The following is a 26,826-nucleotide window of genomic DNA, read 5'->3' on the forward strand; positions in this document are numbered from 1 at the left end:
CTCGGCCAGCTCCACGGCTTGGTGCTTGAACTCATCGGTGTAGCTACGACGGGTGATACGGGACATAAGGGACCTCCAAGTGCGATCAAAGTATCGCTTCTTGGCGTCCGCTGACGGGGGGCCAGATCAGACACCCCCGCGTACCCAACCCGACCGCCCTCTGACAGATTTTGGCGGTCTGCCACCCACGGAGAAGCAAGAGAAAATCAAAAGCGGGTCGCGGCGCTGCGCTTGCTCGTGAGCCGAGCATGGCTCGGCTCCACACAAGGCGATGAAGCGACCCGCCAAACCGCTTTTGCTTTTGATCTTCTCTTTTCTTCTCCGTGGGTGAACGCGCCCGACAACTGTCAGCGGCCGGGTGGGTGGGCAGTGCGGGGTGTCCGCGGCATGGATGCCGCGGCCAAGCCCCCATGGATGGGTTCACGGCGTCCCCGCACTGCCCACCCACCCGGCCAGCCCTCAGCAATCCGGCTTTCTGCGACCACCCAGACTCCACCCACGAGGGGCTGCGCCGTTGGCTGGAAACTCTCTGACGTTGCGCAGTGCCTGTTGTGGAAGCGTTCTCACAACAATGCGATGCAATACACCTACCGACCAAAGTCCGCAAAAAACGTTAGCTGGTTCACACTTTTACACCGCGTTGATCTTGATCAATGGACTTGTCGTAATCGGCCTGCACAATGGCGGCCCGTTCGGCACGGCGCGCCGTCAATCGTTGCAGCGCGAGGGGGCGTCGGGCGGGAAGCAGTACTGATCCAACGGGTACAGGGAGCGCGGGGTACTGCCACTGGGGAGCGGCAGCCGCGCAGGTACCGACCGGATCCGGTCGCCGGTTGCGTCTGCGGGGATGGGGACGCAACCGGCAACCTCTCACTGAATGGGGAAGCCCGATCACGACGTCTTCACATTTCCCGCTGAACGCGGGCAAATCGTTGTGATTCATGGTGTTAGGGGTTTTAATTCATCCATGACCTGCTAACCTGCGACGATGATTCGACGCACTCTGGCCTGCATGCTCACCCTCGGCCTGGTCGCCTGCGCGACCCAGCCGAAGTCCCCACCGTCTTCGCCCCAGGCCAGCAGCACGCCGCGCCAGCCCGCCGCCAAGGCCCATGGCCCGGCCGAGGCCGCGCCTGAAGCCACCGCCGCCACCGCGCCGCCGGTCGATCTCACTCCGGTGCCGTTCGAGGTCGCGCGGGACCGCTTCATCGCCGATACCGCCAAGCGCTATGGCCTCAAGCCGGAGCAGATCCGCAGCGTGCTCGACCAGGCACAGGTGCGCCAACCGATCATCGCCGCGATGTCGCGCCCGGCCGAGCGGGTCAAGCCGTGGAATGAATACCGGCCGATGTTCATCAGCAAGGCGCGCATCGATGGCGGCCGCGCGTTCCTGGCCGAACACCGCGCCGAACTCGATCGCGTGCAGCAGCGCACCGGCGTGCCGGCCGAAGTGATCGTGGCGATCATCGGCGTGGAAACCAGCTATGGCAGGAATGCCGGCAACCACCGCGTGCTCGATGCGCTGTACACGCTGGCGTTCTATTACCCGCGCAGTGGCGACCCGGCCAAGCTGGAACGCGAAGTGCGCCGCGAGCTGTTCTTCCGCGACGAACTGGCCAAGCTGTTCGAGCTGGGCCGCGAGGAGAAGCTGGACATCACCACGCTCAAGGGCAGCTATGCCGGTGCGATGGGCATGGGCCAGTTCATGCCGTCCAGCTACCTGGATTACGCCGTGGACGGCAATGGCGATGGCCGTCGTGACCTGTTCACCAGCTATGACGATGTGTTCTCGTCCATCGCCAACTACTTCGTGAAGAAGGGCGGCTGGGTCCGGGGTGGCCAGGTGGCCGTACCGGCCACGCTGGCGCCGGGGCGCGAGGAATTCAACCCGACCGAGTGGATGCCGACCTGGTCGCTGGCCGACCTGGCGCAGCGCGGCTACCAGCCCAGCGCACCGGTGCAGCCGGGCGCCACGGCCACGCCGATCACGCTGGAAGGCAGCACGGGCAAGCAGTACTGGCTGGGCTTCCAGAACTACTACGCGATCACCCGCTACAACCTCTCGAAGATGTACGCGATGGCCGTGTTCCAGTTGTCCCAGGCCATCGCCGGACAGGAGCTGCCCCCGGCATGAACATCAGATGGCTGGTCCCGAGCTTGATCGTCTTCGCGCTGGCCGCCTGCAGCAGCGCGCCGAAGAAGCCGGCCACGGCCGGCCACGGTGGCAAGCCCAGCGGCACGGTGGTGCAGGGTCGCGGCGCGCGCCCGGCACATTGCCCGGAGGGCTCGCCGTATGCGGCGGCCAAGGAAGACCCGAACACGCGCGGCAACTACACCGCCGGCGGCCTGTACAGACCCGGCGTGCGTGACAGCACCCCGGACTACATTCCCAACGTCGCCTGCATTCCCGAGCCGGAAGTGACCGCCGAAGAGCGTTCGGCGATCGGCAACAAATCGCCCTACGTGGTGCTGGGCAAGTCGTACAAGGTGCTCGACGACACCCGCAACTATGTCGAGCGCGGCACGGCGTCGTACTACGGCGCCAAGTTCCATGGCCGCCTGACCTCCAACCGCGAGGTCTACGACATGTACCAGTTCACCGCCGCGCACAAGACACTGCCGCTGCCCAGCTTCGCCCGCGTCACCAACCTGGACAACGGCGAATCGGTCATCGTGCGCGTCAACGACCGTGGCCCGTTCCATGACGGCCGCGTGGTCGATCTCAGTTATGCCGCCGCAGTGCGCCTGGGCATCACCCAGCGCGGCACCGGCAACGTGGAAGTGCGTGCGCTGCAGCCGGGCGAGAGCAACCTGCTGGCGCAGAAGCCGTCGCGCCGCGAGCGCCGTGCCGCGGAAACCGCGGTCGCGGTGGCCGGGGCGCGCCCGGTACCGGCCGCGCGTGCCACCGCCGACAGCGACATCGATCGCCTGGTCAAGCGCCTGCCGGCCGACGCCACGCCTGCGCGTGGCCAGCCGGCCACCACCCAGGGCGTGGCCAGCGCGGTGCCGGACGTGGCGGTCAGCAGCCTGCCGCCGAGCGCACCGCCGGTGCGCAGCACCACAACGGCGCCGGTTGCAGTCGCCAGCGCCGCGCCGCGCACGGTCGCGCCGGCCGCAGTGCGTACGGTGCCCGCCACCGCAGCAGCCCCCAGCCTGTCGCAGCAGGTGGTCGGCGCGGTGATGGTGCAGGTCGCCAGCTTCTCCAGCCGCGACAATGCCAACCGCGCGATGGGCCAGCTCAACGCGGCCGGCATTGTCGGCGCGACCATCAGCGACATCGCCGCCGGTGGCCGTACCCTGTTCCGCCTGCGCGTTCCCGCCAGCGACCATGCCAGTGCCGCGGAACTTGTCGGCCGCATCGCCGGTCTGGGCCTGGGTTCGCCGCAGATCGTCAAGGATTGATCCGCCTGGGCTGGTGCTGCCGGCCCAGGCTCGCCCGGCCTTACAATGGCCGCTTCGTTCCACCCTCCATTCCTGGCCGTCCCCTGGAGCCTGCTGTCCAATGAATTTCCGTTCCGCCGCCACCGCCCTGGCCGCCACCCTGGTGGTGGGCCTGGCTTCCGCCCAGACGCCGCTGCCGACCCCGGCCACGCCGGCGCCTGCCGCCGCCGCAGCTGCCCCGGCCACCGTCGCGACCCCGCCGGCCCCGGCGCCGAGCGTGTCCAAGGCCTGGGTCCTGATGGACTACGCCACCGGCCAGGTGCTGGCCGGCGAGAACATCCACGAGCAGCTGGCCCCGGCCAGCATCACCAAGGTGATGACGTCCTACGTGGTTGCCGCCGAGGTCAAGAACGGCAAGGTCCGTGCAGATGACCAGGTGATGATGAGCGAGCGCGCCTGGCGCGAGGGTGGTGCGGGTACCGACGGCAGCTACAGCGGCTTCCCGGTCAACCAGACCGCACGCCTGGAAGACATGGAGAAGGGCATGGCGATCCAGTCCGGCAATGACGCCGCGATCGCCCTGGCCGAGCATGTGGCCGGCAGCGAAGAAGCCTTCGCCTCGCTGATGAACAGCTACGCCGCCAAGATCGGCATGAAGGACTCGCACTTCGTCAACGCCCACGGCCTGACCGCCGAAGGCCATCACAGCACCGCCTACGACCTGGCACTGCTGGGCCGCGCGATGGTGCGTGATTACCCGGAAACCTACGCGTACAACAAGATCAAGGAATTCCAGGTCGGCAACATCAAGCAGCCGAACCGCAACCTGCTGCTGTGGCGCGATGGCAGCGTGGATGGCATCAAGACCGGCCACACCTCCGAAGCCGGCTACTGCCTGATGAGCTCGGCCCAGCGTGGCGACCAGCGCCTGATTGCCGTGGTGCTGGGCGGTGCGTCGGAAAAGCAGCGTGCCGATGACAGCCTGGCCCTGCTGAACTGGGGCTTCCGCTTCTTCGAGACCCATCGCCTGTACGAGCCGGGCAAGGCCGTGGCCGAGCACAAGGTCTGGAAGGGCACCACCGACAAGGTGCAGCTGGGCGTGGCCCAGCCGATGCTGGTGAGCGTGCCGCGCGGCCGCTACAACGACCTGAAGCCGAGCATCGACGTGCCCAAGACCCTGGAGGCACCGTTCACCGCGGGCCAGCAGATCGGCACCGTGAAGGTCACGCTGGATGGCAAGGTCATCGCCGAAGCGCCGCTGGTGGCTGTGGCCGCCGTCGAACAGGCCGGTTTCTTCAAGCGCCTGTGGGACAGCTTCTGGATGTGGTGGGAATCGGAATGATCCACGCCCCGGCGTGGTGAACGAAAAGGCCGGCAAATGCCGGCCTTTTCTGTTTCGGGAGGCCGCTTCCCCCCGCACGCGGGGGGTAGAGCCGGCCGCTGGCCGGCTCCCCAGCAACCCATCCGGGACGGGGGGTAGAGCCGGCCGCTGGCCGGCTCCCCAGCAACCCATCCGGGACGGGGGGGTAGAGCCGGCCGCTGGCCGGCTCCCCAGCAATTCATCCGGGACGGGGGTAGAGCCGGCCGCTGGCCGGCTCCCAGCAACCCATCCGGGACGGGGGGTAGAGCCGGCCGCTGGCCGGCTCCGCAGCAACCCATCCGGGACGGGGGGTAGAGCCGGCCGCTGGCCGGCTCCGCAGCAACCCATCCGGATCTGCCGGCAGCCGGCCAGCGGCCGGCACTACCGATAGCCTGCCCGCTTACAGCGCGCGGCTGATGGTGAAGCTGCCGAACACGGGTGACTGGCGCTGGCCATCGAACTCGCGGGTGCTGTGGTAACGCGCCATCGCGAATTTCCAGCGCCCGCGCATCACCGCGATGCCGTAGCCGCCCTGTGCCACCACATGGCGCTTGTCCACGCTGTGGCTGCTGCGGAACGTGTTGCCGTCCAGGGTGATGTCTCGGATCATCCAGGCCGCGTCGGTGGTCACGAAGAGGTGCCAGGACCAGCCACTGGGGCGGCCACCGCGGGTCGGTGCCGTGTTCTCGCCCGCCGGGCGCAACGGCGTGCTGCCGAAATCATCGGGCAGCTTCCAGCCGAAACGCAGCTCGCCACCAGCATTGGCCTTGGTCTCCAGATTGCCGATGGCACCGCCGTAGTGGCTGATCGCATCCCAGCCCCAGCCGCCGGCGTTGACACTGGCATCGGCCGGCCAGCGCCGCATGCGCTCGTGGGTCAGCATGAACACCGGTTCGTTGTGCAGCTGGTTGTCCCAGCCCTCGAACTTCTTGTCGCCCAGAAGGTCGTGCACCGCATCCTGCACCTGCTTGCCCTGTGCCCAGGGGCCGACCACGCCCACCGCCAGCTGGGTGGTCTGCAGCCGGTCGCCACTGCGCGCATTGAAACCGAAGCTGGCCAGCAGCACGCCGGCATACGGCCGGTCCTCCTTGATCAGGTCGCGGCGGGCCGGGTCGGAGGGCGTGAAGATGCCCTGGCCGATGCTGAAGATCATGTTCTGCTGTTCGAACCGACCCGGGTGCAGGCCTTCCAGGTACTGGTTCACCCAGCGCGCCATGCGCGGCAGGCAGGGGTCATCGGTGTAGTCGACCAGGTTCGGCGAGACCAGGGTCAGCTGCGCGCCGTTGGTGTAGCCCTGGTCCTGGTGGCGGCCACCGAACAGGTCGTTGTCGACGCGGAAATTGACCTGGGGCGGGTGGTCGCGCATGGCGTCCGGACCACACTGTTCGGCCGCCTGCGCGGCAAGGGGGAGGGCGGTGGCCAGCAGGCCGGCCAGCCCAAGGACTGCGACACGATGCATGGGTGGAATGCTCATGGGGAAGGGGATGGTTTTCTGTCGTTTTCTGCAACGCCACGGTACTCGCGCCCGCGCGCCGGAACGAGCGCGTCCGGATCACTTGTCTGTTCCGAAAACAACATTGTCCGGCGGACACAATTTGTTACCCGCGCAGGCGCCGGGGGCCTCGCGTGAAGGCGGGCGCCAGCCGTGCGGCGCGGCGGCGCCGCCTGCGCCGGCGCAGGAATCGCAGTCAGCTGCCGTTGGGCATGGCAGCGCCGGTGTGGGTGCCACCTGCAACGCAGCAGGCCGCCGGTACCGCCTTTGATGTTGATGAATACTCTTGGGTTTGTTGCCCTGCGGCCCGATAATGGGCCCATGGAAATCAAGTCCGACAACCCCGACCACGGCTTCCAGTTCCCCGGCCAGTTCGAGCTCAGCGCCATGGGCGCGGCCAACCGCGGCCTGGAACATGAGCTCCCCCGCCTGCTGCTGGCTGCCGGCATCGATGTGGTGAACGAACGCATCAGCTGGAAGCATTCGTCCAACGGCAAGTACGTGTCCGTCCGCATCGTGTTCAAGGCAGAAAGCCGCGAACAGTACGACCTGGCCCACCAGGCGCTGCGCGACCACCCGGAAGTGAAGTGGACGCTGTAGCCGACAGCTGCCCGGCCGAGGCCGCCCCGGAACACCGCGCGCCGCGTCCGGCGGTGGTGCGTGACCTTGGCCGCCAGGCCTATGAGCCGGTGTGGCGCGCCATGCAGCGCTTCACCGACCAGCGCAGCGACGCCGATGCCGACGAGCTGTGGGTGGTCGAGCACGATCCGGTGTTCACCCTGGGCCAGGCCGGCAAGGACGAGCATGTGCTGGCGCCGGGCGACATCCCTGTGCTGCACGTGGACCGCGGCGGCCAGGTGACCTATCACGGTCCCGGCCAGATCGTGGTCTATCCGCTGCTGCGCCTGCCGCGGCTGGGCATTGGTGTGCGCGACTACGTGTGCCGCATCGAGCAGGCCCTCATCGATACGCTGGCCGAGTGGAACATCGGTGCCGAACGCCGCGAGGGCGCCCCGGGCGTCTACGTCGGTGGCGCCAAGATCGCCGCGCTCGGCATCCGCGTGCGCCGCGGCTGCACCTTCCATGGGCTGGCGTTCAACGTGGCCATGGACCTGGAACCCTTCCACCGCATCAACCCCTGTGGCTATCAGGGGTTGCAGGTGACCTCGGTGGTAGACTTGGGCGGCCCCTCCGGCATGGAGGCCGTCAAGCCGGTGCTGCTGGACCACCTGGCCCGCCAGTTCGGCCTGCTGCTGCAGCACACGCCCGAACTGCCCGATCTTTCTGCGGCCGCCTGACCGCCCCCGGAACCGCCATGACTGAAACCACCGCCCGTTCCATTCCCCTGCAGATCGTGCAGGGCGATTCTCCGTCCGCCGCGCCGTTGCAGGCCGGGGTCAAGCAGCTGGGCGGTGACAAGATCAACCGTTCGCCGGTGCAGTTCGCCGATGCGCCCGTGCTGCGCAAGCCGTCGTGGATCCGCGTGCGCATTCCTTCGGGCAATGCGGTGCAGAACCTGAAGGCCAAGCTGCGCGAGAACCGCCTGGTGACGGTCTGCGAGGAAGCCAGCTGCCCGAACATCCATGAGTGCTTCGGCCACGGCACCGCCACCTTCATGATCCTCGGCGAGGTCTGCACCCGCCGCTGCTCGTTCTGCGACGTCGCCCACGGCCGCCCGAAGCCGCCGGATGCCAACGAACCGGCCAGCCTGGGCCAGACCGTGGCCGACATGGGCCTGAAGTACGTGGTGGTGACCAGCGTCGACCGCGATGACCTGCGCGACGGCGGTGCCCAGCACTTCGTCGACTGCATCACCGCCATCCGCGAAAAGTCGCCGGGTACCCGCATCGAAGTGCTGACCCCGGACTTCCGCGGCAAGGGCCGCATGGAACGTGCGCTGGAGATCCTGGCGCAGAATCCGCCGGATGTGTTCAACCACAACATCGAGACCGTGCCGGACCTGTACCGCAACGTGCGCCCGGGTGCGGACTACCAGTGGTCGCTGAACCTGCTGAAGAACTTCAAGGCGCAGCACCCGGACGTGCCGACCAAGAGCGGCATCATGCTGGGCCTGGGCGAAGACTTCGAACAGATCAAGGCCACGATGCGTGACCTGCGCGCGCACGATGTGGACATGATCACCATCGGCCAGTACCTGCAGCCGACCGCGCATCACCACCCGGTGCTGAAGTACTGGACCCCCGAGGACTACAAGGCGCTGGAAGACTACGGCTACGCGCTGGGCTTCAGCCATGTGGCATCCGGCCCGATGGTGCGCTCGTCGTACCATGCCGACGTCCAGGCCAAGGGCGCCGGCGTCCGGTAAGCGGTTGCCGCCGGGACATGGCCCGGCGCTGCCAAGGGATGCCACCACCACCCTGGTGGGCGCGCGCACGCCTTCGCCTGCATTCACAATTTGCTACACCGGCCCGGCTAGGCTGGTTTTCCACCGAGCGCGGCCGGGTGACAAACCCGGCAACTTTCGGCACTGTCGCGGTGTCTGAACACCCCGCAGTCTCTCCCTTGGCAAGGCGCCTTCGAGCACGTCAATGAAATTCAAAGCCCCCGCATTCCTGATGGCCCTGGCGCTGGTCGCGCCGCTGGCGCTGGCGGCCAAGGCCGACTCGCCTGCCTTGCCCGCCGCGGCTACCGCCGATCAGGTGACCACCTCCAAGCTGGTGTACGGCCTGTTGTCCGACAGCCGCTACGCCTATCGCCCGCGCGCGCTGGATGAGGCCACCTCCAAGGACGTGTTCAAGCGCTACCTGGAAACGCTGGACGGCGCCAAGCAGTACTTCACCCAGGCCGACGTGGCGCGCTTCGCGCCGTTCGAAGCCAACATCTCCTCGGCCATCCGTGGTGGCGAGCTGGAGCCGGCGTTCCAGGTGTTCGCGGTCTACAAGCAACGGGTCGGCGAACGCGTGGCCTATGCGCGCAAGCTGCTCAAGCAGGAGCCGGACTTCACCACCGACGAACGCTTCGAGTACGACCGCAAGAAGGTGCCGTGGGCGGCCAGCAGCGCCGAGCTGGACGAGCTGTGGCGCAAGTCGGTCAAGAATGACTGGCTGCGCCTGAAACTGGCCGGCAAGAAGCCCGATGACATCCGCAAGACGCTGGACAAGCGCTATGCCACGCTGGAAAAGTCGGTCAATGAGCTGAAGGGCGAGGACGTCTTCCAGTTCTTCATGAACGCCTACACCAGCGCTGTCGATCCGCACACCGACTATTTCACCCCGCGCACCGCCGAGAACTTCAACCAGGCGATGTCGCTGTCGCTTGAAGGCATCGGTGCGCAGCTGCAGCGGCAGGACGACATGGTGGTGATCCGCGAGATCATCGCCGGTGGTCCGGCCGCAGTGGACGGCACCCTGAAACCGGGCGACCGCATCGTCGGCGTGGGCCAGGGCAAGTCCGGGCCGGTCGAGGACGTGATCGGCTGGCGCATCGACGACGTCGTGGCCAAGATCCGCGGTGCCAAGGATACCCAGGTCAAGCTGGAGTTCATCCCGGCCGCCGAGGGCGTGGACGGCAAGCACCACACGCTGGTGCTGACCCGCCAGAAGGTGCGCCTGGCCGAACAGGCCGCCAAGGGCGAGACCATGAGCATCCCGGCCGCCAACGGCGAACCGGCGCGCAGGATCGGCGTGATCAAGCTGCCGACCTTCTACCAGGACTTTGAAGGCCGCCGCCGCAATGCCGCCGACTACGCCTCGGCTACCCGCGACGTGGCCAAGCTGCTGGCCGGCTTCAAGAACGACAAGCTGGACGGCGTGGTGCTGGACCTGCGCAACAACGGGGGCGGCTCGCTGGATGAAGCGATCGAACTGACCGGCCTGTTCATTGAACAGGGCCCGGTGGTGCAGGTGCGCGAGTCCGGCGGACGCGTCACCGTCAACAGCGACCGCAACCAGGGCGTGGCGTGGGACGGCCCGCTGGCGGTGCTGATCAACCGCGGTTCGGCCTCGGCTTCGGAGATCTTCGCCGGTGCCATCCAGGACTACGGCCGTGGCCTGGTGATCGGTGAAACCAGCTTCGGCAAGGGCACCGTGCAGAACATCGTCGACCTCGATCGCTGGCCGAGCGGCGAAACCCAGCGCTTCGGCCAGGTCAAGCTGACCATCGCCCAGTTCTTCCGCATCAGCGGCAGCAGCACCCAGCACAAGGGCGTGGTGCCGGACCTGGCGTTCCCGGCCAGCGTCGATGCCACCGAGTTCGGCGAAAGCACCTACGACAACGCACTGCCGTGGACCCGCATCGCGGCCGTGCCGCATACCCAGTACGGCAACTTCGCGCCGCTGCTGCCGAAGCTGGAAACCCGTCACGACGCGCGCATCGCGACCGACAAGGAATTCCAGTGGTGGAACGAGGACGTGGAGCAGTTCCGTGCCGAGGCGGCCAAGAAGTACATCTCGCTCAACGAGGCCACCCGCCGCGCCGAGCGTGAGCGCCAGGATGCCCAGCGCAAGGAGCGCCAGGTGCAGCGCAAGGCACTGGGCCTGGCCCTGGACCCGCTGGCCGATGACAGCAGCGATGATGGCCTGACCGGCAACGAGCGTGACATCGTCAAGGATGCGGCGCGCGAGAAGGCTGCCGAGAAGCGCCCGGACCCGCTGCTGCGCGAGTCGGCGTCGATCCTGGCCGACGCGGTGAACCTGCTGGCCAACGACCGCCCGCTGTCGGCACAGGTGCTGCCGCAGTCCACCGGCGCGGGCCGCTGGGCGGACTGAACCGGCGCACCACGCGATCCCCGAGGGGCCGGCATTGCCGGCCCCTTTCTATTTTGGGGTCCGGTCTGTTTGAGGGCCCCCGTCCGTGGCGCTGCCGGCGCATGAACCGGGAGCAACATGGGCGGCGATGTCGACCTGCCGCACACGGCGGCGGGACTACCCTTGCCGCTACCGTCCTCGCAGGAGCACCCATGCGGGCCTCCCGTCTTTCCAGCGCTGCCGTCGCCTGTGCCAGCGCCCTGATCCTGTCGGCCTGTGGTGGCCGCGCCGCCGACAGCACCGTGCTGCGCGAGTCCTTCGACTCCGGCGACACCTTCTCGCGTACCGTCGAGGGGCGCCCTGCGGAGGCCTGCGAGGCCGCGCGCCGCACGCTGCTCAGCCAGGGCTATGCCATCGCCCGTGCCGATGATGCCCAGGTGGAAGGCAACAAGAACTTCCAGCCGCGCGAGGACGATCATGAGCAGCTGGTGCTGCGCATCTCGTGTGCGCCGCGTGGCGGCCAGGCGCTGGTGTTTGTCAGCGCGGTGCAGGACCGTTACGCGCTGAAGAAGAGCCCGACGTCGGCCAGTGTCGGCGTGGGCGCATTGGGCTCGGTGTCGCTGCCGTTCGGCAGCAACGACGACTCGCTGGTGAAGGTGGCCAGCAGCACGGTCACCGATGCCGAGTTCTATCGCCGCTTCTTCCAGCGCCTGCAGCAGTACCTTCCCGCTGCAGCGGGCGCGTCTTCGCCATCGCCATCACCGGCCACAGCGCCGGAACCCGCACCGGCGGCGACGGACCAGGGCTGAGCGTGCGCGGCAGGTGGCTGAGCGTGGCCCTGCTGCTGGTGCCATCGTGGGTCGTGGCAGCGCCGTCGCTGGACTGTGCGCAGGGCCTGCTGCAACGGCTGGGCTGGCGCTTCGAGGACGCGGTCGTGAGGGCACCGCAGGTACACGGCGGCGCAGTGTGCACGCGTGCGTCGCTGGCTGCGGCGCAGGCCGCCGGCGATCTGCAGGTGCGTTGGCCAGCGGCCCTCGCCCCGAACGCACGGCAGGCGCTGCTGCAGCAGCTGCTGGATGATCCGGCCACGGTCTGCGCCTACGCGTTCGAGCTGGGCGCAGCCACGCGGCGTGCGACGCAGGCACTCGAGGGCAATCCCGGATTCCGGTTCTCCGGCCTGCAGCTGGGCTGGATCGGCTTCGGCGTGCACGGCGCGCCGGCACAGGGGTGGCAGCGCACGCGCAGCCTCGGCCGTGGCTTCATGCCCAGTGCGGGCAACAGCCGCGCACTGGAGGCGTTCTACAGCGGGGCCGTGCGTGCCGAATGCGGTGTCGGTCGCCAGGTTGCGCAGCTGGCCACCCAGCGCGAGCTGTACGGCGACGCTGCGTTCGACGCCGGCTTTGCGGCGGATGAACTGTCGATCGGCACCTTCCTCGCGCTGCACCGGACCGACAGCATTCTGCTTGGCGCGCACGCGGGCGAGTTCTTCGCCGATGGCAAGGCAGTGCGCACCTCGGCGATGGGACGGCAGGCGTTCGTCGGCGTGCCCGGTTTCATCGAACATGTGTACGACAAAGGCACGCTGGACGACCTGAGCAACCAGGCCGAGAACTTCGTGGTGGTCGAGGTGGGCGAGGATGCTGCGCAGGCGCTGGCCACGCACGGCGGCCTGGCCTGGTATGACCAGCGCAATGCCGAGGTGTGGGCACTGGCGCAGGACATCCCGCGTACCGGCCAGCGCTACTTCGAGCGGCTGCTGTACGAGCGCGATCCACAGCTGCGCGCACGGCTGGCGCCGCGCTACCACGCGGCGCTGGCGCGCATGGATCAACTGCTGGACGATCCGTTCTACCGGCAGTTCGTGATCTATGTGCATCCACGCGGTATACGTCCCATCGGCTACCACATCGCCCGGCTGCTCGACCGCAACCCGCGAACCCCGTTTTCGATCGACCTGGCGGTGCACAATCTGCACACCACGCTCTACCGGCGTTGGCGCGAGGCGCAACTGCGCCACTGCGCGGCTACCGGCAGGCCAGGCAGCCTGACCCTAGACCCCAACTGAAGGTGAAACAATGGACATTGCAATGATCGGCCTTGGCCGCATGGGGGCCAACATGGCCCAGCGCCTGCATCGCGGCGGCCACCGCGTGGTCGGCTACGACCCGGGCGAAGGCGCCCGCGAGCGCGCCGCCGAGGCGGGCCTGGAGGTGGTCGATTCGCTGGCCGCCGCCGTCGCCGCGCTGCCGGTGCCGCGCGTGGTGTGGCTGATGGTGCCGGCCGGTGAAACCGTAGACCAGACGCTGGGCCAGCTGACCCCGCACCTGGCCGAAGGTGACATCGTCATCGACGGCGGCAACTCCAACTACCAGGACTCGATCCGCCGCGCCAGGGCGCTGGCCGAGGACGATCTGGGCTACGTCGACTGCGGCACCAGCGGTGGCGTGTGGGGCCTGCAGGAAGGCTACAGCCTGATGGTCGGTGGCGAAGCGTCGGTGGTGGAGCAGATCGCACCGCTGCTGCGCACGCTGGCACCGGCCGAGGACCGGGGCTGGGGTCGTGTCGGCCCGTCCGGCGCTGGCCACTTCACCAAGATGGTCCACAACGGCATCGAGTACGGAATGATGCAGGCCTACGCCGAGGGCTTCGCGCTGATGGAGCGCAAGCAGGAAATGGAACTGGACCTGGCCCAGGTCGCCGAGGTGTGGCGCCACGGCAGCGTGGTGCGTTCGTGGCTGCTGGACCTGAGTGCCGAAGCCCTCAAGCGCAATCCGTCGCTGGATGGCATTGCCCCGTACGTGGAGGATTCCGGTGAAGGCCGCTGGACCGTAGCCGAAGCAATCGCATTGGACGTGCCTGCACCGGTGATCACGCTGTCGCTGCTGGAACGCCTGCGTTCGCGCGAATCCAATTCGTTCACCGACCGCCTGCTGTCGGCGATGCGCAATGAATTCGGCGGGCACGCGATCAAGAAGTCGTAAGCACTGCGGTGGGGTCAGAGCCCTTCGGCGTTGCCGAAGGGATCCGACTCCAGGCAGATCGGGGTCGGATCCCCTTCCGCAGGAAAGGGCTCTGACCCCATGCAGCCAGTCGAGCATGGCTCGACTCTACAAGAGCCATCTCACGGATAGCCGCCTTTTGCTGTTGCTGTTGAGGTTGCCGGCCAGCGGCCGGCACTACCGCTTCTGCGGGTGCAGGGCGCAGCCCTGCCGATCACCCCAACGCGATCCGCCGCCCTTCGCGCGCGCTGTCCATGCCGGCCTGCAGCAACCGCATCAGCTGCAGGGCCTGCACCGGGCTGACCGTGGCTTCGCCGTCACCGTGCATCGCCGAGGCGAACTGTGCATACAGGCGGCGGTAGTCGCCGGGCAGGTTGTCGACGGTGCTGCGCTGCACGTTGTCTTCGGCATCGCAGCGCACCAGCTCGCCATGCCGCGGATCAATGCCCCAGCCCGGTGCGCCCGGCGCAACGCCGCGGCGCAGCTGCGCCTCCTGTACGTCCAGTCCGTGCTTGATCCAGCTGGCGGTGCTGCCATGCACGCTGAAGTGCGGCGTCTGCGCTGCCACCAGTGAACCGGCGTGGACGATCGCCCGATGCCGCGGGTAGTGCAGTATCGCGTGGAAGTAATCGATGCCGCCGCCGCCTTCGCGCTGCACGGCCAGATCGGCATCGATGGCGTCGGGCCAGCCGAACAGCACCAGCATCTGGTCCAGCAGGTGCGGACCGAGGTCGTACCACAGGCCACTGCCGGGCCCGTCCTGTTCGCGCCAGCGGTCGCGCACCTGTGGCCGGTAGCGGTCGAAGTGCGCGTGGCACTCGGCCACGTCGCCCAAGGAGCCTTCGGCCAGCAGCGACTGCAGGGTGAGGAAGTCGGCATCGAAACGCCGGTTCTGGAACACGGTGGCGATGCGCCCGGCGTTGCGTGCCGCCGCCAGCACCGTTTCCGCTTCGGCCACGTCCAGTGCGAACGGCTTGTCGACCAGCACATGCTTGCCTGCCGCCAGCGCCGCGATGGCCAGTGGCGCATGCTGTTCGTTGGGCGTGGCGATCACTACGGCATCCACGGCCGGATCATCGAATACCTGCTGCGGCGTGGCACGCACGTGCACATCGCTGAACGTCCGCAGCAGCGTGTCGCGTTGTGAACTGACGATGCTGTGCAGCGCCAGCCCGGGCGTGTGCTGGATCAGCGGCGCATGGAAGACACGGCCGGCGAGGCCGTAACCGATCAGGGCCAGTTGCAGGTCGGGGCGCATGGCAGGGCTCCGGCAATGGGGAAGGGCAGGGTAAACGACGATGGCGACGAACCCAAACTGAACCATTGGCATCGCCGGGCTGCCGATTCACGGCAGCATGACCGCAACGCCACGCCTGCTCCACGTGCGCTTGTCCAGACTGGCAGCACATTCCGAAGGAGTACGACACGATGAGCAATACGACCCGCACGCTGATTGCCTCGGCCCTGACGCTGGGCCTGGCCATGTCCTCCTCGGCCGCATTCGCCAAGGATCCGGCCGCGAAGAGCCCGCCGACCAGTGCCCACCCGACCACCCATGCCGATCGCCATGACTCCAATGAGCCGGTGACCGACACCTGGATCACCACCAAGGTGAAGGCTGACCTGCTGGCCAGCAGCAACGTTCCGGGCACCGAGATCAAGGTGGAAACCGTGAACGGCGTGGTCAGCCTGAGCGGCGCCGTCGCCACGCAGGCGGAGAAGGACAAGGCAGTCAATACCGCCAAGGGCATCAAGGGCGTGACCCGCGTCGATGCCGCCGCGCTGAAGGTCAGCGCCGCCGCCAAGCGCTGAACAGCCACCACGCGTTGAACAGGGTGGGCGCCCCGCAAGGGGCGCCCACTCGCGTATGGGGCCGGCTGCGTGAGCCCGGCCAGCCTGCCGCGCTTCGGGCTCCAGAGTTGTGACCGCCTGCGCTATATTGCCGGTTCCGCCGCAGCCGGGCTCCGCCCCAGGTCCCGCTCCGCGGCCGTGCTGACGAGGAACTATGGCGCTGGTTTTCAGTGACGACATCTGGGACCGCTGGCGGTTGCCGGCTCTGGCGCTGGCGGCTGCCGCGATCATCGTGGTGCCGTGGTTGACGCTGCGCAAACTGCAGCAGGACAGCGAAGAGGCGATGGCCTGGGTCAACCATACCCAGGCCGTGGGCGTGGCACTGCAACAGCTGCAGGCCGATGTGCGCGACGTCGAATCGGCCGCCCTGACCCTGTCCAAGGGCGTGGATGCGCCCGGCCTGCGCGAGCGCATGGCCAAGGCCAACGACATTCCCGGACGGCTGGCCGAGCTGGGGCGGATGACCCGCGACAACCCCGAGCAGCTGATCCGCATTGGCCGCATCGAATCGATGCTGGACGGCCGCCTGGCGGTGGCACGCGAACTGGCCCGGTCCGAACCGAACAGCGACCAGCGCGAACTGGTGCAGGACCTGAGCACGCGGTACCCGATCCGGGGCCTGGTGGAAGAACTGCAGGCCAGCGAGCAGACGCTGCTGGCACGGCGTGCAGAGCAGGCCGCGCGCCAGCGCAAGCAGACCGAACTGGTCGCGTGGAGCTCGCTGGTGATCCAGCTGGCGCTGCTGGGCCTGGTGCTGTGGCTGCTGCAGCGGCAGATCGGCCGCCGCCTGCATGCCGAACGCCAGTCGCTGCGCTCGGCCGCGCGTGCGGCGTCGGTACTGCAGACCGTGCGCGAACCCATCGTGCTGCTCGACCGCGACCTGCGCGTGCAGCTGCACAACCCGGCGTTCGCCGAACTGTACGACCTGCAGGACGAGCGTGCCGATGGCCTGCTGCTGGAAAACGTCGGCGACGGCGCCTGGCGGGATACGGTGGTGCGCCAGCGCCTGGCCGATGTGTTGTCGCGTGGCCGCGAGCTCTGGGACTTCGAGCATGAGCAGCGTACCGCCGATGGCATGGTGCGCTACATGATGCTCAATGCGCGCCGCATGCCGCTGCCCGACACCGATGACGAGGTGGTGCTGCTGACCATCAGCGACGTCACCCTGCAGCGCGCAGTGCAGTTGCGCGAGGAAGAGCTGAACCGCCAGCTGGAAGGCAAGGTCGCGCAGGTGTCCGAGGTCAACCGCGAGCTGGAAGCCTTCAGCTATTCGGTCTCGCACGACCTGCGCGCGCCGCTGCGCCACGTGGCCGGATTCTCCGACAAGCTGTCGCGCCACCTTGGCGATGCTGCCGATGACAAGAGCCGCCACTACCTGGAGGTGATCTCCAGTTCCGCCCGTCGCATGGCGGCGCTGATCGACGACCTGCTGGTCTACTCGCGCCTGGGCCGTGCGGCGATGCGCCAGCAGGCCGTGGACATGCAGTCGCTGGTGGCCGATACCCGCGCCATGCTCGATGCCAACCTGCAGACCGAGGCCGAGAACAGCGGTCATGCGCACCGGGTGGAGTGGAGCATCGCGCCGTTGCCGATCGTGGTGGGCGACGAGAACATGATCCGCCAGGTCTGGCTGAACCTGCTTGGTAACGCAGTGAAATATTCGGGCAACCGTGAACCGGCGAAGATCCGCGTGGACTACCAGCCGCAGCCCGATGGTGGCCATCAGTTCACGGTCAGCGACAATGGTGCAGGCTTTGACATGGCCTACGCCGGCAAACTGTTTGGTGTGTTCCAGCGCCTGCACAAGGCCAGCGACTATCCGGGCACCGGCATCGGCCTGGCCAGCGTGCGCCGCGTGCTGACCCGCCATGGCGGCCGCATCTGGGCCGAGGCCGAGCCGGACGTCGGCGCCACCTTCCACTTCTACCTGCCTCCCGCGAACGACGCGGACAAACAAGGGCCTTCTGCATGACCACTCTGCGCACCATCCTTCTCGCCGAAGACAGCCCGGCCGACGCCGAAATGGCGATCGATGCCCTGGAAGAGGCGCGCCTGGCCAATCCCATCGTGCACGTCGAAGACGGCGTGGAAGTGATGGACTACCTGCTGCGTCGCGGCGCTTTCGCCGAGCGCGAGGAAGGCCTGCCGGCGGTGCTGCTGCTGGACATCAAGATGCCGCGCATGGATGGCCTGGAAGTGCTGCGGCAGATCCGCGAGCACGAGGAGCTCAAGCGCCTGCCGGTGGTGATCCTGTCGTCCTCGCGCGAGGAAAGCGATCTGGCCCGCAGCTGGGACATGGGCGTGAACGCCTACGTGGTCAAGCCGGTGGATGTGGACCAGTTCTTCGGCGCAGTGCAGACCCTGGGCAAGTTCTGGGCGTTGATCAACCAGGCACCGGAACTCGAGTGAGCCCATGCCCCTGACCGGTCCCGCCCTGGGGGCGCTGCGCATCCTGCTGGTGGAGGATTCACCGGAAGATGCCGAGCTGATGTCCGAACAGATGCTCGATGCGGGCCTGGACGCCCGTTTCGAGCGCGTCGAGAGCGAGGCTGAGCTGCGCCAGGCACTGGCCGCGTTCCAGCCGGACATCGTGCTGTCCGACCTGAGCATGCCGGGGTTCTCCGGTGATGATGCGCTGCGCATCGTGCGCGAGACCTCGCCGGAAGTGCCCTTCATCTTCGTCTCCGGCACCATGGGCGAGGAGAATGCGGTGGCGGCGCTGCAGAAGGGCGCCAACGACTACATCATCAAGCACCTGCCGGCACGCCTGCCCTCGGCGGTCGCGCGTGCGATCCGCGATGCACGCAGTGCGGTCGAGCGCGCACGCGTGGAAACCGAACTGATGCGTGCGCAGCGCCTGGAAAGCCTGTCCCTGCTTGCCGCCGGGCTCAGCCACGACCTGCGCAACATCCTGCAGCCGTTGCTGATCATGCCGGACCTGCTGAAGGCGCGTACCGACGATCCGCAGCTGCACCACCTGGCCGATGTCATCGCCGAGTGTGGCCGCCGTGGCCACGAGATGGCCGAATCGATGCTGTCGTTCGTGCGCGGATCGCGCAAGCCGAGCGAGCGCATCGAGATCAAGGGCCTGTTCGATGCGGTGGCCCTGCTGTTGCGCAGCAACGTGCCCGATGCCGTGCGCCTGGAACTGCAGGTGCAGGATGAAGGCCTGGTGGTCGACGCCAACTACACCGAACTGCAGCAGGTGATGCTGAACCTGGCGCTCAACGCGATCCAGGCGATGCCCAACGGTGGCCGCCTGAGCCTGACCGCCAGCCATGCCGGCCAGCGCGATGGCGTGGACTGGATGCGCATCTGCGTGGCCGATGAAGGCATCGGCATGGACGCGGACACGCTGTCGCACCTGTTCAATCCGTTCTTCACCACCAAGGCCGATGGCACCGGCCTGGGCCTGATTTCCTGCAAGCGCATCGTGGAAGGCGCCGGCGGCAGCATCCATGTCAGCAGCCAGCCGGGGCAGGGCACCTGCTTCGAACTGCGCTTGCCCATGCACGAAGCCAGCGACGGCAGCGAGCCGATCGAACAGCTGGTGGCGTTGGGCAGTGGGCAGTCGATCCTGGTCGTCGACGGCGAAGCCACGCGCCTGTCGCTGCTCGGCAATGCGTTGTCCAGCCAGGGCTACCAGCTGCAGCTGGCGTCCGATGGCCCGGCGGCGCTGCGCTGGATGCAGCAGGAGGCGATGCCGGCCCTGGTGATCGCCGATGCCGGTTCCAAGCTGCTGCCGGCCAGCCAGCTGCTGGGCGAGATGGCCGCGTTGGGCTATCGCGGGCCGGCGCTGGTGCTGGAGGATGCCGCGGTGGCCGTGCCCGCCGATGCGTTCCCGCCCGGCGTGGAGGTGCATGTGCTGCGCAAGCCGCTGCAGATGCAGCAGGTGTTCCGCGCGGTGGCCGAAGCGCTGGGCTGATGCCAGGGTAGTGCCGGCCGCTGGCCGGCGTCCCTGTGTGGTGGGATCAACGCGGTTGCCGGCCAGCGGCCGGCACTACCGTCCGGCGGTTTCCCAGGGGAAGCGCGGCTACCTGTTCCTGCCGCTGCAGATGCAGCTGGTCTTCCGCGCGGTGGCCGAAGCGCTGGGCTGATGCCAGGGTAGTGCCGGCCGCTGGCCGGCATCCCGTGCGGTGGAATCAATGCGGTTGCCGGCCAGCGGCCGGCACTACCGTCCGGCGGTTTCCCAGGGGAAGCGTGGCAGCGCGTCCACCGCCTGTCCCTGCCGCAGCAGATGCAGCCGATCTTCCGCGCGGCAGCCGAAGCGCTGGGCTGATGCCACGGTAGTGCCGGCCGCTGGCCGGCATCCCTGTGTGGTGGGATCAACGCGGTTGCCGGCCAGCGGCCGGCACTACTGGTCCAGGGTTTCCCAGGGGAAGCGCGGCAGCGCGTCCACCGCCTGTTCCAGCTGCAGTAGATGCAGCCGATCTTCCGCGCGGTGGCCGAAGCGCTGGGCTGATACCAGGGTAGTGCCGGCCGCTGGCCGGCATCCCCGTGTGGTGGGATCAACGCGGTTGCCGGCCAGCGGCCGGCACTACCATCCGTCGGTTTCCCAGGGGAAGCGCGGCAGCGCGTCCACCGCCTGTTCCAGCTGCAGTAGATGCAGCTGGTCTTCCGCGCGGTGGCCGAAGCGCTGGGCTGATGCCACGGTAGTGCCGGCCGCTGGCCGGCATCCCTGTGTGGTGGGATCAACGCGGTTGCCGGCCAGCGGCCGGCACTACCGGTCCAGGGTTTCCCAGGGGAAGCGCGGCAGCGCGTCCACCGCCTGTTCCAGCCGCCGCGACCAGTTCTGGTGGATGTCGGCATACAGCGTGGAATCCGCGCCCAGCCGCAGCTGCTGGCCGATGCGCAGTTCGCCGTCGCGCAGCAGCGCCAGATCGATCGGCAGGCCCACCGACAGATTGGAACGGATGGTGGAATCGAGCGACACGATCGCCGTACGCGCGGCATCCTCCAGGTGCGTGGCCGGGCTGAGGATGCGGTCGAGGATCGGCTTGCCGTACTTGGATTCGCCGATCTGCAGGTAGGGCGTCTCCGGCGAGGCGGCAATGGCGTTGCCGAGCGGGTAGATCATGTACAGCCCGGGCCGCTCGCCGGCGATCTGGCCGCCGAAGATCAGCGTGGCCTGGGTGTTGACCCCGTCATGGCCGTGTTCGCTGTGGCTGCTGTGCACCTGGCTGTCCACCAACAGCTGGCCCACATACGCGGCGGCTTCGAACAGGTGGGTCATGTCGCGCAGGTTGGGCACGCGTCGCTCTGCGGCGTCGCGGCCCAGGCGCGACACCAGCAGCTGGGTGGTGGCCAGGTTGCCAGCCGCCATCAGCACGTAGGCTGCCTGGCCGGGATACTCGAACACGTGCAGCTTGCGATGCACGCGCACATCGTCCAGCGAGGCATTGGTCCGGGTGTCGGCAGCGAAGACCAGGCCCTCGTCCACCTCGATTCCAACGCAATAGGTCATGTCGGTGCCCTATCATGTGCGTCCCGGATTGTAGGCAGGCCGCCGTGACGACGGCATGTCCACGCCCCCCAAGTGCCGTCACCTGAACCGCATGACCACCGTGCTCCTGAGCCTGGGCAGCAACGTCCAGCCCCGCCGCTACCTCCACGCCGCGGTGACGGCCCTGCGCGAGCGCTTCGGCGCGCTGCAGGTCTCGCCCGCCTACCGTACTGCCGCGGTCGGCTTCGATGGCCCGGCCTTCCTCAACAACGCGGTGGCGATCGAGACCGGCCTGCCGCTGCAGGAACTGGACGACTGGCTGCATGCGCTGGAGGATGCGCATGGCCGCGACCGCAGCGGGCCGCGCTTCTCCGACCGCACCCTGGACATCGACGTGGTGTTCTATGGCGACCTGGTGGTGGAAGGGCCGGGGCACCTGCGCATCCCGCGGCCGGAGCTGAAGCACGCGTTCGTGTTGAAGCCGCTGGCCGACATCGCGCCGGACTTCATCGATCCGGTCAGCGGACTGGACCTGGCCACGCTGTGGCGCGCGCACCCGCAGTTTGGCGAGGCGTTCGAGGTGGTTGACCTGGAATGACGGGGCTGCCGGCCAGCGGCCGGCACTACCGGTAGTGCCGGCCGCTGGCCGGCAATCCGTCAGCTGACCGTACGCCCGCCATCCACGCGCAGGGTATGGCCGGTCACGAAGCTGGCCTCGGCCACCAGCCAGTACACCGCCTCGGCGATCTCCTCGACCGTGCCGATCCGCGCCAACGGCGTGCGTGCCAGCAGCGCCTCGCGCGCGAAATCGTCCTTGCCCTGTTCCGGCCACAGGATCGCCCCCGGCGCGACCGCATTGACCCGCACTTTCGGTGCCAGCTCCAGCGCCAGCGCGCGGGTGGCCATCTCCAGCGCGGCCTTGGCCATGGTGTAGGCGATGTGGTCGCGCATCGGGTCGGTGCCGTGCAGGTCGGTCAAATTGACGATGCAGCCCTGCTGGCGGCGCAGGTAGGGCGCCGCCGCCTGTGACAGCAGCAATGGCGCGCGTGCGTTGACCGCATACAGCGCGTCCATCGCCTCAGCGGTGACCTGGCCGAGCGGAGTGGGGAAGAAGTTGGAAGCATTGTTGACCAGCGCATCCAGGCGGCCGAAGTGGGTAACCGCCTGTTCCACCAGGTCGGGCAGGGCGTCGGCGTCACGCAGGTCGGCCTGCAGGGCCAGCACGCTGCCGGGGCGCACGTTGTCGAAATCGAACGCGGCCTGCTGCAGCTCGGCGCTGGAGGTGTGGGCGTGCAGCACCACCGACCAGCCGCAGGCATGGAACTGGCGGGCGATGGCCGCACCGATCCGGCGTGCGCTGCCGGTGATCAGGACCACGGGGTGGGTGTCGCTCATCGAGGGTCCTCCAAGGCTCGGCTATCCTGTGCACCATTGTCACCGCATTCGAAGACGCCATGCAGCCCACCTTCCCCCTGCCCGAAGCCGATGCCCTGGCCCACAGCGACCAGCTGGCGGCCGCCCTGCGCGCCGAAATCCTTGCCCAGGGCGGGGCGATGCCGTTTTCCCGCTTCATGGAGCTGTGCCTGTATGCGCCCGGCTGGGGCTATTACAGCGCGGGTGCCAGCAAGTTTGGTGGCAGTGGCGATTTCACCACCGCGCCCGAGCTCGGCAGCCTGTTCGCCGGCAGCGTAGCCAATGCGCTGGCGCCGGTATTCGCACAGCTGGGCGCGCAGGCGCGCCTGCTGGAACTGGGGGGGGGCACCGGTGCGTTCGCCGAGGCGGTGCTGCTGCGCCTGGCGGAACTTGATGCACTGCCGTCGCGCTACGCCATCCTTGAACCCAGCGCCGACCTGCGCGAGCGCCAGCAGCAACGGCTGCAGCAGAACCTGCCGGTGGAGCTGGCCGCGCGCGTGGACTGGGTCGACCGCCCGTTCGAAGAGGACTGGGAGGGCGTGGTGTTTGCCAACGAAGTAATCGACGCGCTGCCGACGCCGCGCTTCCTGATCCGGGATGGCGAGGTCTACGAGGAAACCGTGGAACTGGACGCCGAAGGCAACTTCATCCGTGGCGCGCAGCCGGCCGACATCCTGCTCAACGGTGCGGTGCGCCACATCGAGCGCTACCTGGAGCGCCCCTTCGCCGAGGGCTACCGCTCCGAGGTGCTGCCGCAGCTGCCGTACTGGTTGCAGGCAGTGGCGGGCGGCCTGCAGCGCGGCGCGATGCTGTTCATCGACTACGGTTACAACCGTGGCGAGTTCTACCAGCACGACCGCGATGAGGGCACCGTGCGCGCGTTCTACCGCCACCACGTGCACAACGACGTGCACCGCTGGCCGGGCCTGCAGGACATCACCGCGTCGGTGGATTTCACCGCGATGGCCGAGGCCGGCATGCACGGCGGTTTCGAGCTGGCGGGTTACTGCAGCCAGGCCAGCTTCCTGCTCGGCAACGGCCTTGACCAGGTGCTGTCGCTGGCCGAGGAACGCACCGATGAAGTCGGCCGTATCCAGCTGCGCGACCAGGTGAAGAAGCTGACCCTGCCGACCGAGATGGGGGAGCGCTTCCAGGCGATCGGCCTGCAGCGCGGCGTCGACTTCGAGCCCGCCTTCGAGCTGGGTGACCTGAGCTGGCGCCTGTGAGCGATGCGCTGCCGCTGATCAAGCCGCTGCGGCGGCCGCGGCTGTGGACCGCGCTGTGGTTCAGCGCGGTGCTGCTGGTGATCGTGGTCTGCCTGATCCCGCCGCCGCCGATCCCGCTGCCGGAAAACGGCGACAAGGGCGAACACGTCCTCGCTTACTTCATTCTGGCCGGCAGCGCGGTGCAGCTGTTCCGTCGCGGTCGTCCGCTGCTGTGGGTGGCCGTGGGCCTGGTGCTGATGGGCATCGGCATCGAGTTCGCGCAGGGTGCATTGACCGATGACCGCATGGCCGATCCGATGGACGCCATCGCCAACACGGTGGGCGTGCTGGCGGGCATGGGCACGGCATTGACCCCCATGCGCGACCTGCTGCTGCGCTGGCGCGGGTAAAGGCGTGCCAACCCAGTTTGGCACCTAACCGTAGATCCACGCCATGCGTGGATGAAGTGCCCGAGGTGCCGACCAAGGTCGGCACCCACCCGGACAGGCCTGCCGTCATTTCCCCAGCGTGACCTCATCCAGCACCCACATCGCCGGGCGCGTGTCGCCGGTGAAGTTGATGCACAGGTCAGCGGTGCCCTGCGTCCCCTTCGGCAGCGCCGCACGCAGCGTCACGAAGCCATCGGCATCGGGCGTGGCCGGCAGCGGTACTTCGGCCAGCACCTTGCCGCTGCAATCGCCGCGACGCACCTGCATCTCGCCGTGCGCGCGCTTGGCCTTCTCGAAGCGACGCTTGGGCTCGTCGTGGGCCAGCTGGAAGTAGTACGGAATACGCCCCGCGCGGACTTCCACGCTGCCGATGCCGTCCAGCTGCGCCTGCGGCCAGCGCCAGCACGGCTGGAAGATGTCCACGTTGAACACCGCACGCGTTCCCTCGCGCGGGCCATCGTCTTCCAGGCGCAGCACCAGCCCTTTGCTGCCCACGCAGCTGAGCAGTTCATCGCTGCGGCGGCTGAGCAGCGATTGTGCGCTGAACGCCGCGACCGTCGGCTTCGCCGCCAGCATCTGGCCCTGGTAGAACGCGGCGGCCTGCACGGTAGCGGGCAGCTGCGCGGTCAGCGGCTGCTGGTACAGCGGCGACTGCGCCGTCACCGGCTGGCCATCGGTGCTGTAGCGCACTTCATAGCCCAGCGGGTTGGCCAGCGACACGGTCACGGAGTTCTTCGCGCGATCATCGGTGTAGTCCACGCCCACTTCAAACGGCGTCTGCGCGTAGGCCAGGCCCCAGGCGCGGTAGCGTTGCAGCTGCGCGGGCAGGCGCGCGAGGAAATCGCGGAAGTCGCGATGTTCCGGCGTGCTCCAGCCGGTCTCGGCCACTGCGGCCAGGCGTGGGAACAGGTTGTGCTGCAGGCGCGCGTAGGTGCGCGTGTGTTCGGTGAACATGTTGGCCTGCAGGCCCAGGATGTGCTGGCGCTTGTCGGCCGCAAGCTCGGCCGGCACCGGTTCGAAGTTATACAGCTTGCCGAGGTTGACCTGGGTCGGGCGGCCGGGAGGTTCGTTCGGCGAGGCCGTCTGCAGGTAGTCCAGGTACAGGTAGCCGACCGGCGACATGACCACGTCATGGCCGGCACTGGCCGCGGCCAGGCCACCTTCGGTGCCCTGCCAGGACATCACCGTGGCCTGCGGCGGCAGCCCGCCTTCGAGGATTTCATCCCAGCCGATCAGGCGCCGGTCGTGCTCCTCCAGGAAGGTCTCCAGGCGCTTGATGATGTGGCTCTGCATGGCCATTTCATCCTTGATGCCCAGCGCACGCATGCGCTGCTGGACCTGCCTGGAGGCTTCCCACTGGTCCTTGACCGCCTCGTCGCCGCCGACGTGCACGTACCTGGCTGGGAACAGCGCAATCACCTCTTCCAGCACGTTTTCGAGGAAGGTGACGGTGCTGTCTTCGACGTTGAACAGGTTCGGGAACACGCCCCATTCGCTGATCGGCTTCAGCGGGGTATTGATCGAACCCAGTTCCGGGTACGCGGCAATCGCTGCGGTCGCGTGCCCCGGCACATCGATTTCCGGAATCACCTGGATATGCAGCTTCGCGGCATAGGCGATCACTTCGCGGATCTGGTCCTGCGTGTAGAAGCCGCAATACGGATGCTCCTTGCCAGTGACCGGATCGATGCCACCGTCGCCGGCCGGGAGGCGGCAGCTGCCCACCTCGGTCAGCTTCGGATAGCGCTTGATCTCCATGCGCCAACCCTGGTCATCGGTCAGGTGCCAATGGAAGGTGTTGAGCTTGTGCGCGGCCATCGCATCGAGCACGCGCTTGATCTCGTCCAGGCTCTGGAAATGCCGTGCCGAGTCGAGCATGAAACCGCGCCAGCTGAAGCGTGGCGCGTCCTGGATCTGCACTGCCGGCAGCACGCCGTTGCTGCCGCCGGTGGCGAGCTGGGCGAGGGTGGTTGCGCCATAGAACAGGCCGGTTTCGTTGCCGGCCTGTACCACTACGCCCTGTGCGGTGCTTTCCAGCGTGTAGCTCTCGCCGCTGTCGCGGAAGGTGGGCACGATCTGGAAGCGGATGCCACCGGTGCTGGCCGCGGTCTTGCCCTTGGCCAGCGCCAGGCGCGGGCCGCCACTGCGCGCCAGCAGGTCGGCGAACTGGCTGGCGACGCGCTGTGCGGCCTCGCCTTCGGCCAGCAGCACGGTATCGGCGCGCACGGTGATGCCGCTGCCCTGGCCGCGTTGCACAGTGGCTGGCGCGGGAATCAGCATCAGGCTGCCGGTGCGCAGCTGCGGGCCGGGGGCTTCGGTGGCGGGCGTGGGATCGGCGGCCAGCGCCGGCAGTGCCGGCAGCAGGGCGATCAGGCTGCCCAGCAGCAGCGCGCTGCGCATCCGGGCGCGGGAAGGCTTGACCATCGGAACGACTCCTTGGAACGGTGCGATGAACGCTATACATGAAAAACGCCGGGCCCGGAATGACCCAGGCCCGGCGTGCGTGCACGACTCGGCGATGTTGCTG

At 68.0% G+C, this 26,826-nt stretch carries 23 protein-coding genes; 18 read left to right on the forward strand and 5 right to left on the reverse strand.

Annotation, left to right across the window (positions count from 1 at the left end):
- Positions 1-988: 988 nt before the first annotated feature.
- From mltB to AC5P9I_RS20640, 3 genes are all read left to right on the forward strand, one after another.
- A complete protein-coding gene (mltB, locus tag AC5P9I_RS20630) occupies positions 989-2,134 on the forward strand; it encodes a lytic murein transglycosylase B (RefSeq protein WP_049468725.1) in 1,146 nt (381 codons plus the stop codon).
- Positions 2,131-3,402: a septal ring lytic transglycosylase RlpA family protein gene (locus tag AC5P9I_RS20635; RefSeq protein WP_130768208.1), complete on the forward strand. Its 1,272-nt coding sequence runs from the start codon at positions 2,131-2,133 to the stop codon at positions 3,400-3,402. Before mltB ends, AC5P9I_RS20635 begins: the two co-directional genes overlap by 4 nt.
- A 100-nt stretch (positions 3,403-3,502) precedes the next feature.
- Positions 3,503-4,723 (forward strand): D-alanyl-D-alanine carboxypeptidase family protein, encoded by a 1,221-nt coding sequence (locus tag AC5P9I_RS20640; RefSeq protein WP_049468727.1) that lies wholly within the window; start codon positions 3,503-3,505, stop codon positions 4,721-4,723.
- Between the two features lie 418 nt (positions 4,724-5,141).
- On the opposite strand, the gene AC5P9I_RS20645 is transcribed toward AC5P9I_RS20640, so the two are convergent.
- Positions 5,142-6,200: a lipid A deacylase LpxR family protein gene (locus AC5P9I_RS20645; protein WP_080355554.1), complete on the reverse strand. Its 1,059-nt coding sequence runs from the start codon at positions 6,198-6,200 to the stop codon at positions 5,142-5,144.
- A 354-nt stretch (positions 6,201-6,554) separates the two neighbouring features.
- Here AC5P9I_RS20645 and AC5P9I_RS20650 point away from each other — a divergent pair, with 354 nt between their 5' ends.
- From AC5P9I_RS20650 to gnd, 7 genes are all read left to right on the forward strand, one after another.
- The gene (locus AC5P9I_RS20650) at positions 6,555-6,833 is read left to right on the forward strand and encodes a YbeD family protein (RefSeq protein ID WP_049467948.1); all 279 of its coding nucleotides are present in this window, start codon (positions 6,555-6,557) and stop codon (positions 6,831-6,833) included.
- Positions 6,821-7,531, forward strand: coding sequence for a lipoyl(octanoyl) transferase LipB (gene lipB / locus AC5P9I_RS20655; protein WP_049467946.1), 711 nt, complete (start codon positions 6,821-6,823; stop codon positions 7,529-7,531). The genes AC5P9I_RS20650 and lipB overlap by 13 nt, the downstream gene beginning before the upstream one ends.
- 17 nt (positions 7,532-7,548) lie before the next feature.
- Positions 7,549-8,559, forward strand: coding sequence for a lipoyl synthase (gene lipA, locus AC5P9I_RS20660; protein WP_049467944.1), 1,011 nt, complete (start codon positions 7,549-7,551; stop codon positions 8,557-8,559).
- A gap of 223 nt (positions 8,560-8,782) precedes the next feature.
- Entirely contained in the window at positions 8,783-10,960 is a 2,178-nt protein-coding gene (locus AC5P9I_RS20665) for a carboxy terminal-processing peptidase (RefSeq protein WP_049467942.1), read from the forward strand.
- 191 nt (positions 10,961-11,151) lie between these two features.
- A complete protein-coding gene (locus AC5P9I_RS20670; RefSeq protein ID WP_057494982.1) occupies positions 11,152-11,748 on the forward strand; it encodes a DUF2242 domain-containing protein in 597 nt (198 codons plus the stop codon).
- A gap of 17 nt (positions 11,749-11,765) precedes the next feature.
- On the forward strand, positions 11,766-13,004 hold the full coding sequence (locus AC5P9I_RS20675) for a hypothetical protein (protein ID WP_103282168.1): 1,239 nt from the start codon (positions 11,766-11,768) through the stop codon (positions 13,002-13,004).
- Positions 13,005-13,014: 10 nt separating this feature from the next.
- Positions 13,015-13,920 carry a phosphogluconate dehydrogenase (NAD(+)-dependent, decarboxylating) gene (gene gnd / locus AC5P9I_RS20680; protein WP_057494984.1) on the forward strand — a complete coding sequence of 302 codons (906 nt, stop codon included), beginning with the start codon at positions 13,015-13,017 and terminating at the stop codon, positions 13,918-13,920.
- Positions 13,921-14,152: 232 nt separating this feature from the next.
- On the opposite strand, the gene AC5P9I_RS20685 is transcribed toward gnd, so the two are convergent.
- Positions 14,153-15,196 carry an oxidoreductase gene (locus AC5P9I_RS20685; RefSeq protein ID WP_130768206.1) on the reverse strand — a complete coding sequence of 348 codons (1,044 nt, stop codon included), beginning with the start codon at positions 15,194-15,196 and terminating at the stop codon, positions 14,153-14,155.
- 170 nt (positions 15,197-15,366) lie between these two features.
- Here AC5P9I_RS20685 and AC5P9I_RS20690 point away from each other — a divergent pair, with 170 nt between their 5' ends.
- The 5 genes from AC5P9I_RS20690 to AC5P9I_RS20710 all read left to right on the forward strand — a co-directional run bounded on the left by AC5P9I_RS20690 (position 15,367) and on the right by AC5P9I_RS20710 (position 19,886).
- Complete coding sequence (locus tag AC5P9I_RS20690) at positions 15,367-15,750, forward strand: BON domain-containing protein (RefSeq protein WP_049467929.1); 384 nt, start codon at positions 15,367-15,369, stop codon at positions 15,748-15,750.
- A 193-nt stretch (positions 15,751-15,943) separates the two neighbouring features.
- On the forward strand, positions 15,944-17,761 hold the full coding sequence (locus AC5P9I_RS20695) for a sensor histidine kinase (RefSeq protein WP_235645439.1): 1,818 nt from the start codon (positions 15,944-15,946) through the stop codon (positions 17,759-17,761).
- Entirely contained in the window at positions 17,758-18,198 is a 441-nt protein-coding gene (locus AC5P9I_RS20700) for a response regulator (RefSeq protein ID WP_053461396.1), read from the forward strand. The genes AC5P9I_RS20695 and AC5P9I_RS20700 overlap by 4 nt, the downstream gene beginning before the upstream one ends.
- A 4-nt stretch (positions 18,199-18,202) precedes the next feature.
- Positions 18,203-19,714: an ATP-binding response regulator gene (locus AC5P9I_RS20705; protein ID WP_049467923.1), complete on the forward strand. Its 1,512-nt coding sequence runs from the start codon at positions 18,203-18,205 to the stop codon at positions 19,712-19,714.
- Between the two features lie 37 nt (positions 19,715-19,751).
- The gene (locus AC5P9I_RS20710; RefSeq protein WP_262103160.1) at positions 19,752-19,886 is read left to right on the forward strand and encodes a hypothetical protein; all 135 of its coding nucleotides are present in this window, start codon (positions 19,752-19,754) and stop codon (positions 19,884-19,886) included.
- A 623-nt stretch (positions 19,887-20,509) separates the two neighbouring features.
- Here AC5P9I_RS20710 and AC5P9I_RS20715 read toward each other — a convergent pair.
- On the reverse strand, positions 20,510-21,253 hold the full coding sequence (locus AC5P9I_RS20715; RefSeq protein ID WP_053505139.1) for a proteasome-type protease: 744 nt from the start codon (positions 21,251-21,253) through the stop codon (positions 20,510-20,512).
- A 91-nt stretch (positions 21,254-21,344) separates the two neighbouring features.
- Here AC5P9I_RS20715 and folK point away from each other — a divergent pair, with 91 nt between their 5' ends.
- Positions 21,345-21,830 carry a 2-amino-4-hydroxy-6-hydroxymethyldihydropteridine diphosphokinase gene (gene folK, locus AC5P9I_RS20720; RefSeq protein ID WP_049466693.1) on the forward strand — a complete coding sequence of 162 codons (486 nt, stop codon included), beginning with the start codon at positions 21,345-21,347 and terminating at the stop codon, positions 21,828-21,830.
- A 59-nt stretch (positions 21,831-21,889) separates the two neighbouring features.
- Here the strand turns inward: folK and AC5P9I_RS20725 are convergent, their stop codons facing one another.
- A complete protein-coding gene (locus AC5P9I_RS20725; protein ID WP_049466695.1) occupies positions 21,890-22,627 on the reverse strand; it encodes a pteridine reductase in 738 nt (245 codons plus the stop codon).
- A gap of 59 nt (positions 22,628-22,686) precedes the next feature.
- Between AC5P9I_RS20725 and AC5P9I_RS20730 the strand changes: the two genes are divergently transcribed.
- Entirely contained in the window at positions 22,687-23,871 is a 1,185-nt protein-coding gene (locus AC5P9I_RS20730; protein ID WP_049466698.1) for a class I SAM-dependent methyltransferase, read from the forward strand.
- Entirely contained in the window at positions 23,868-24,260 is a 393-nt protein-coding gene (locus AC5P9I_RS20735; protein WP_049466699.1) for a VanZ family protein, read from the forward strand. Before AC5P9I_RS20730 ends, AC5P9I_RS20735 begins: the two co-directional genes overlap by 4 nt.
- Before the next feature lie 105 nt (positions 24,261-24,365).
- On the opposite strand, the gene AC5P9I_RS20740 is transcribed toward AC5P9I_RS20735, so the two are convergent.
- Entirely contained in the window at positions 24,366-26,723 is a 2,358-nt protein-coding gene (locus AC5P9I_RS20740; RefSeq protein WP_130768205.1) for a family 20 glycosylhydrolase, read from the reverse strand.
- Positions 26,724-26,826: the final 103 nt, after the last annotated feature.

The sequence above is a fragment of the Stenotrophomonas sp. YJH_SMC_29 genome (genome assembly GCF_059371235.1).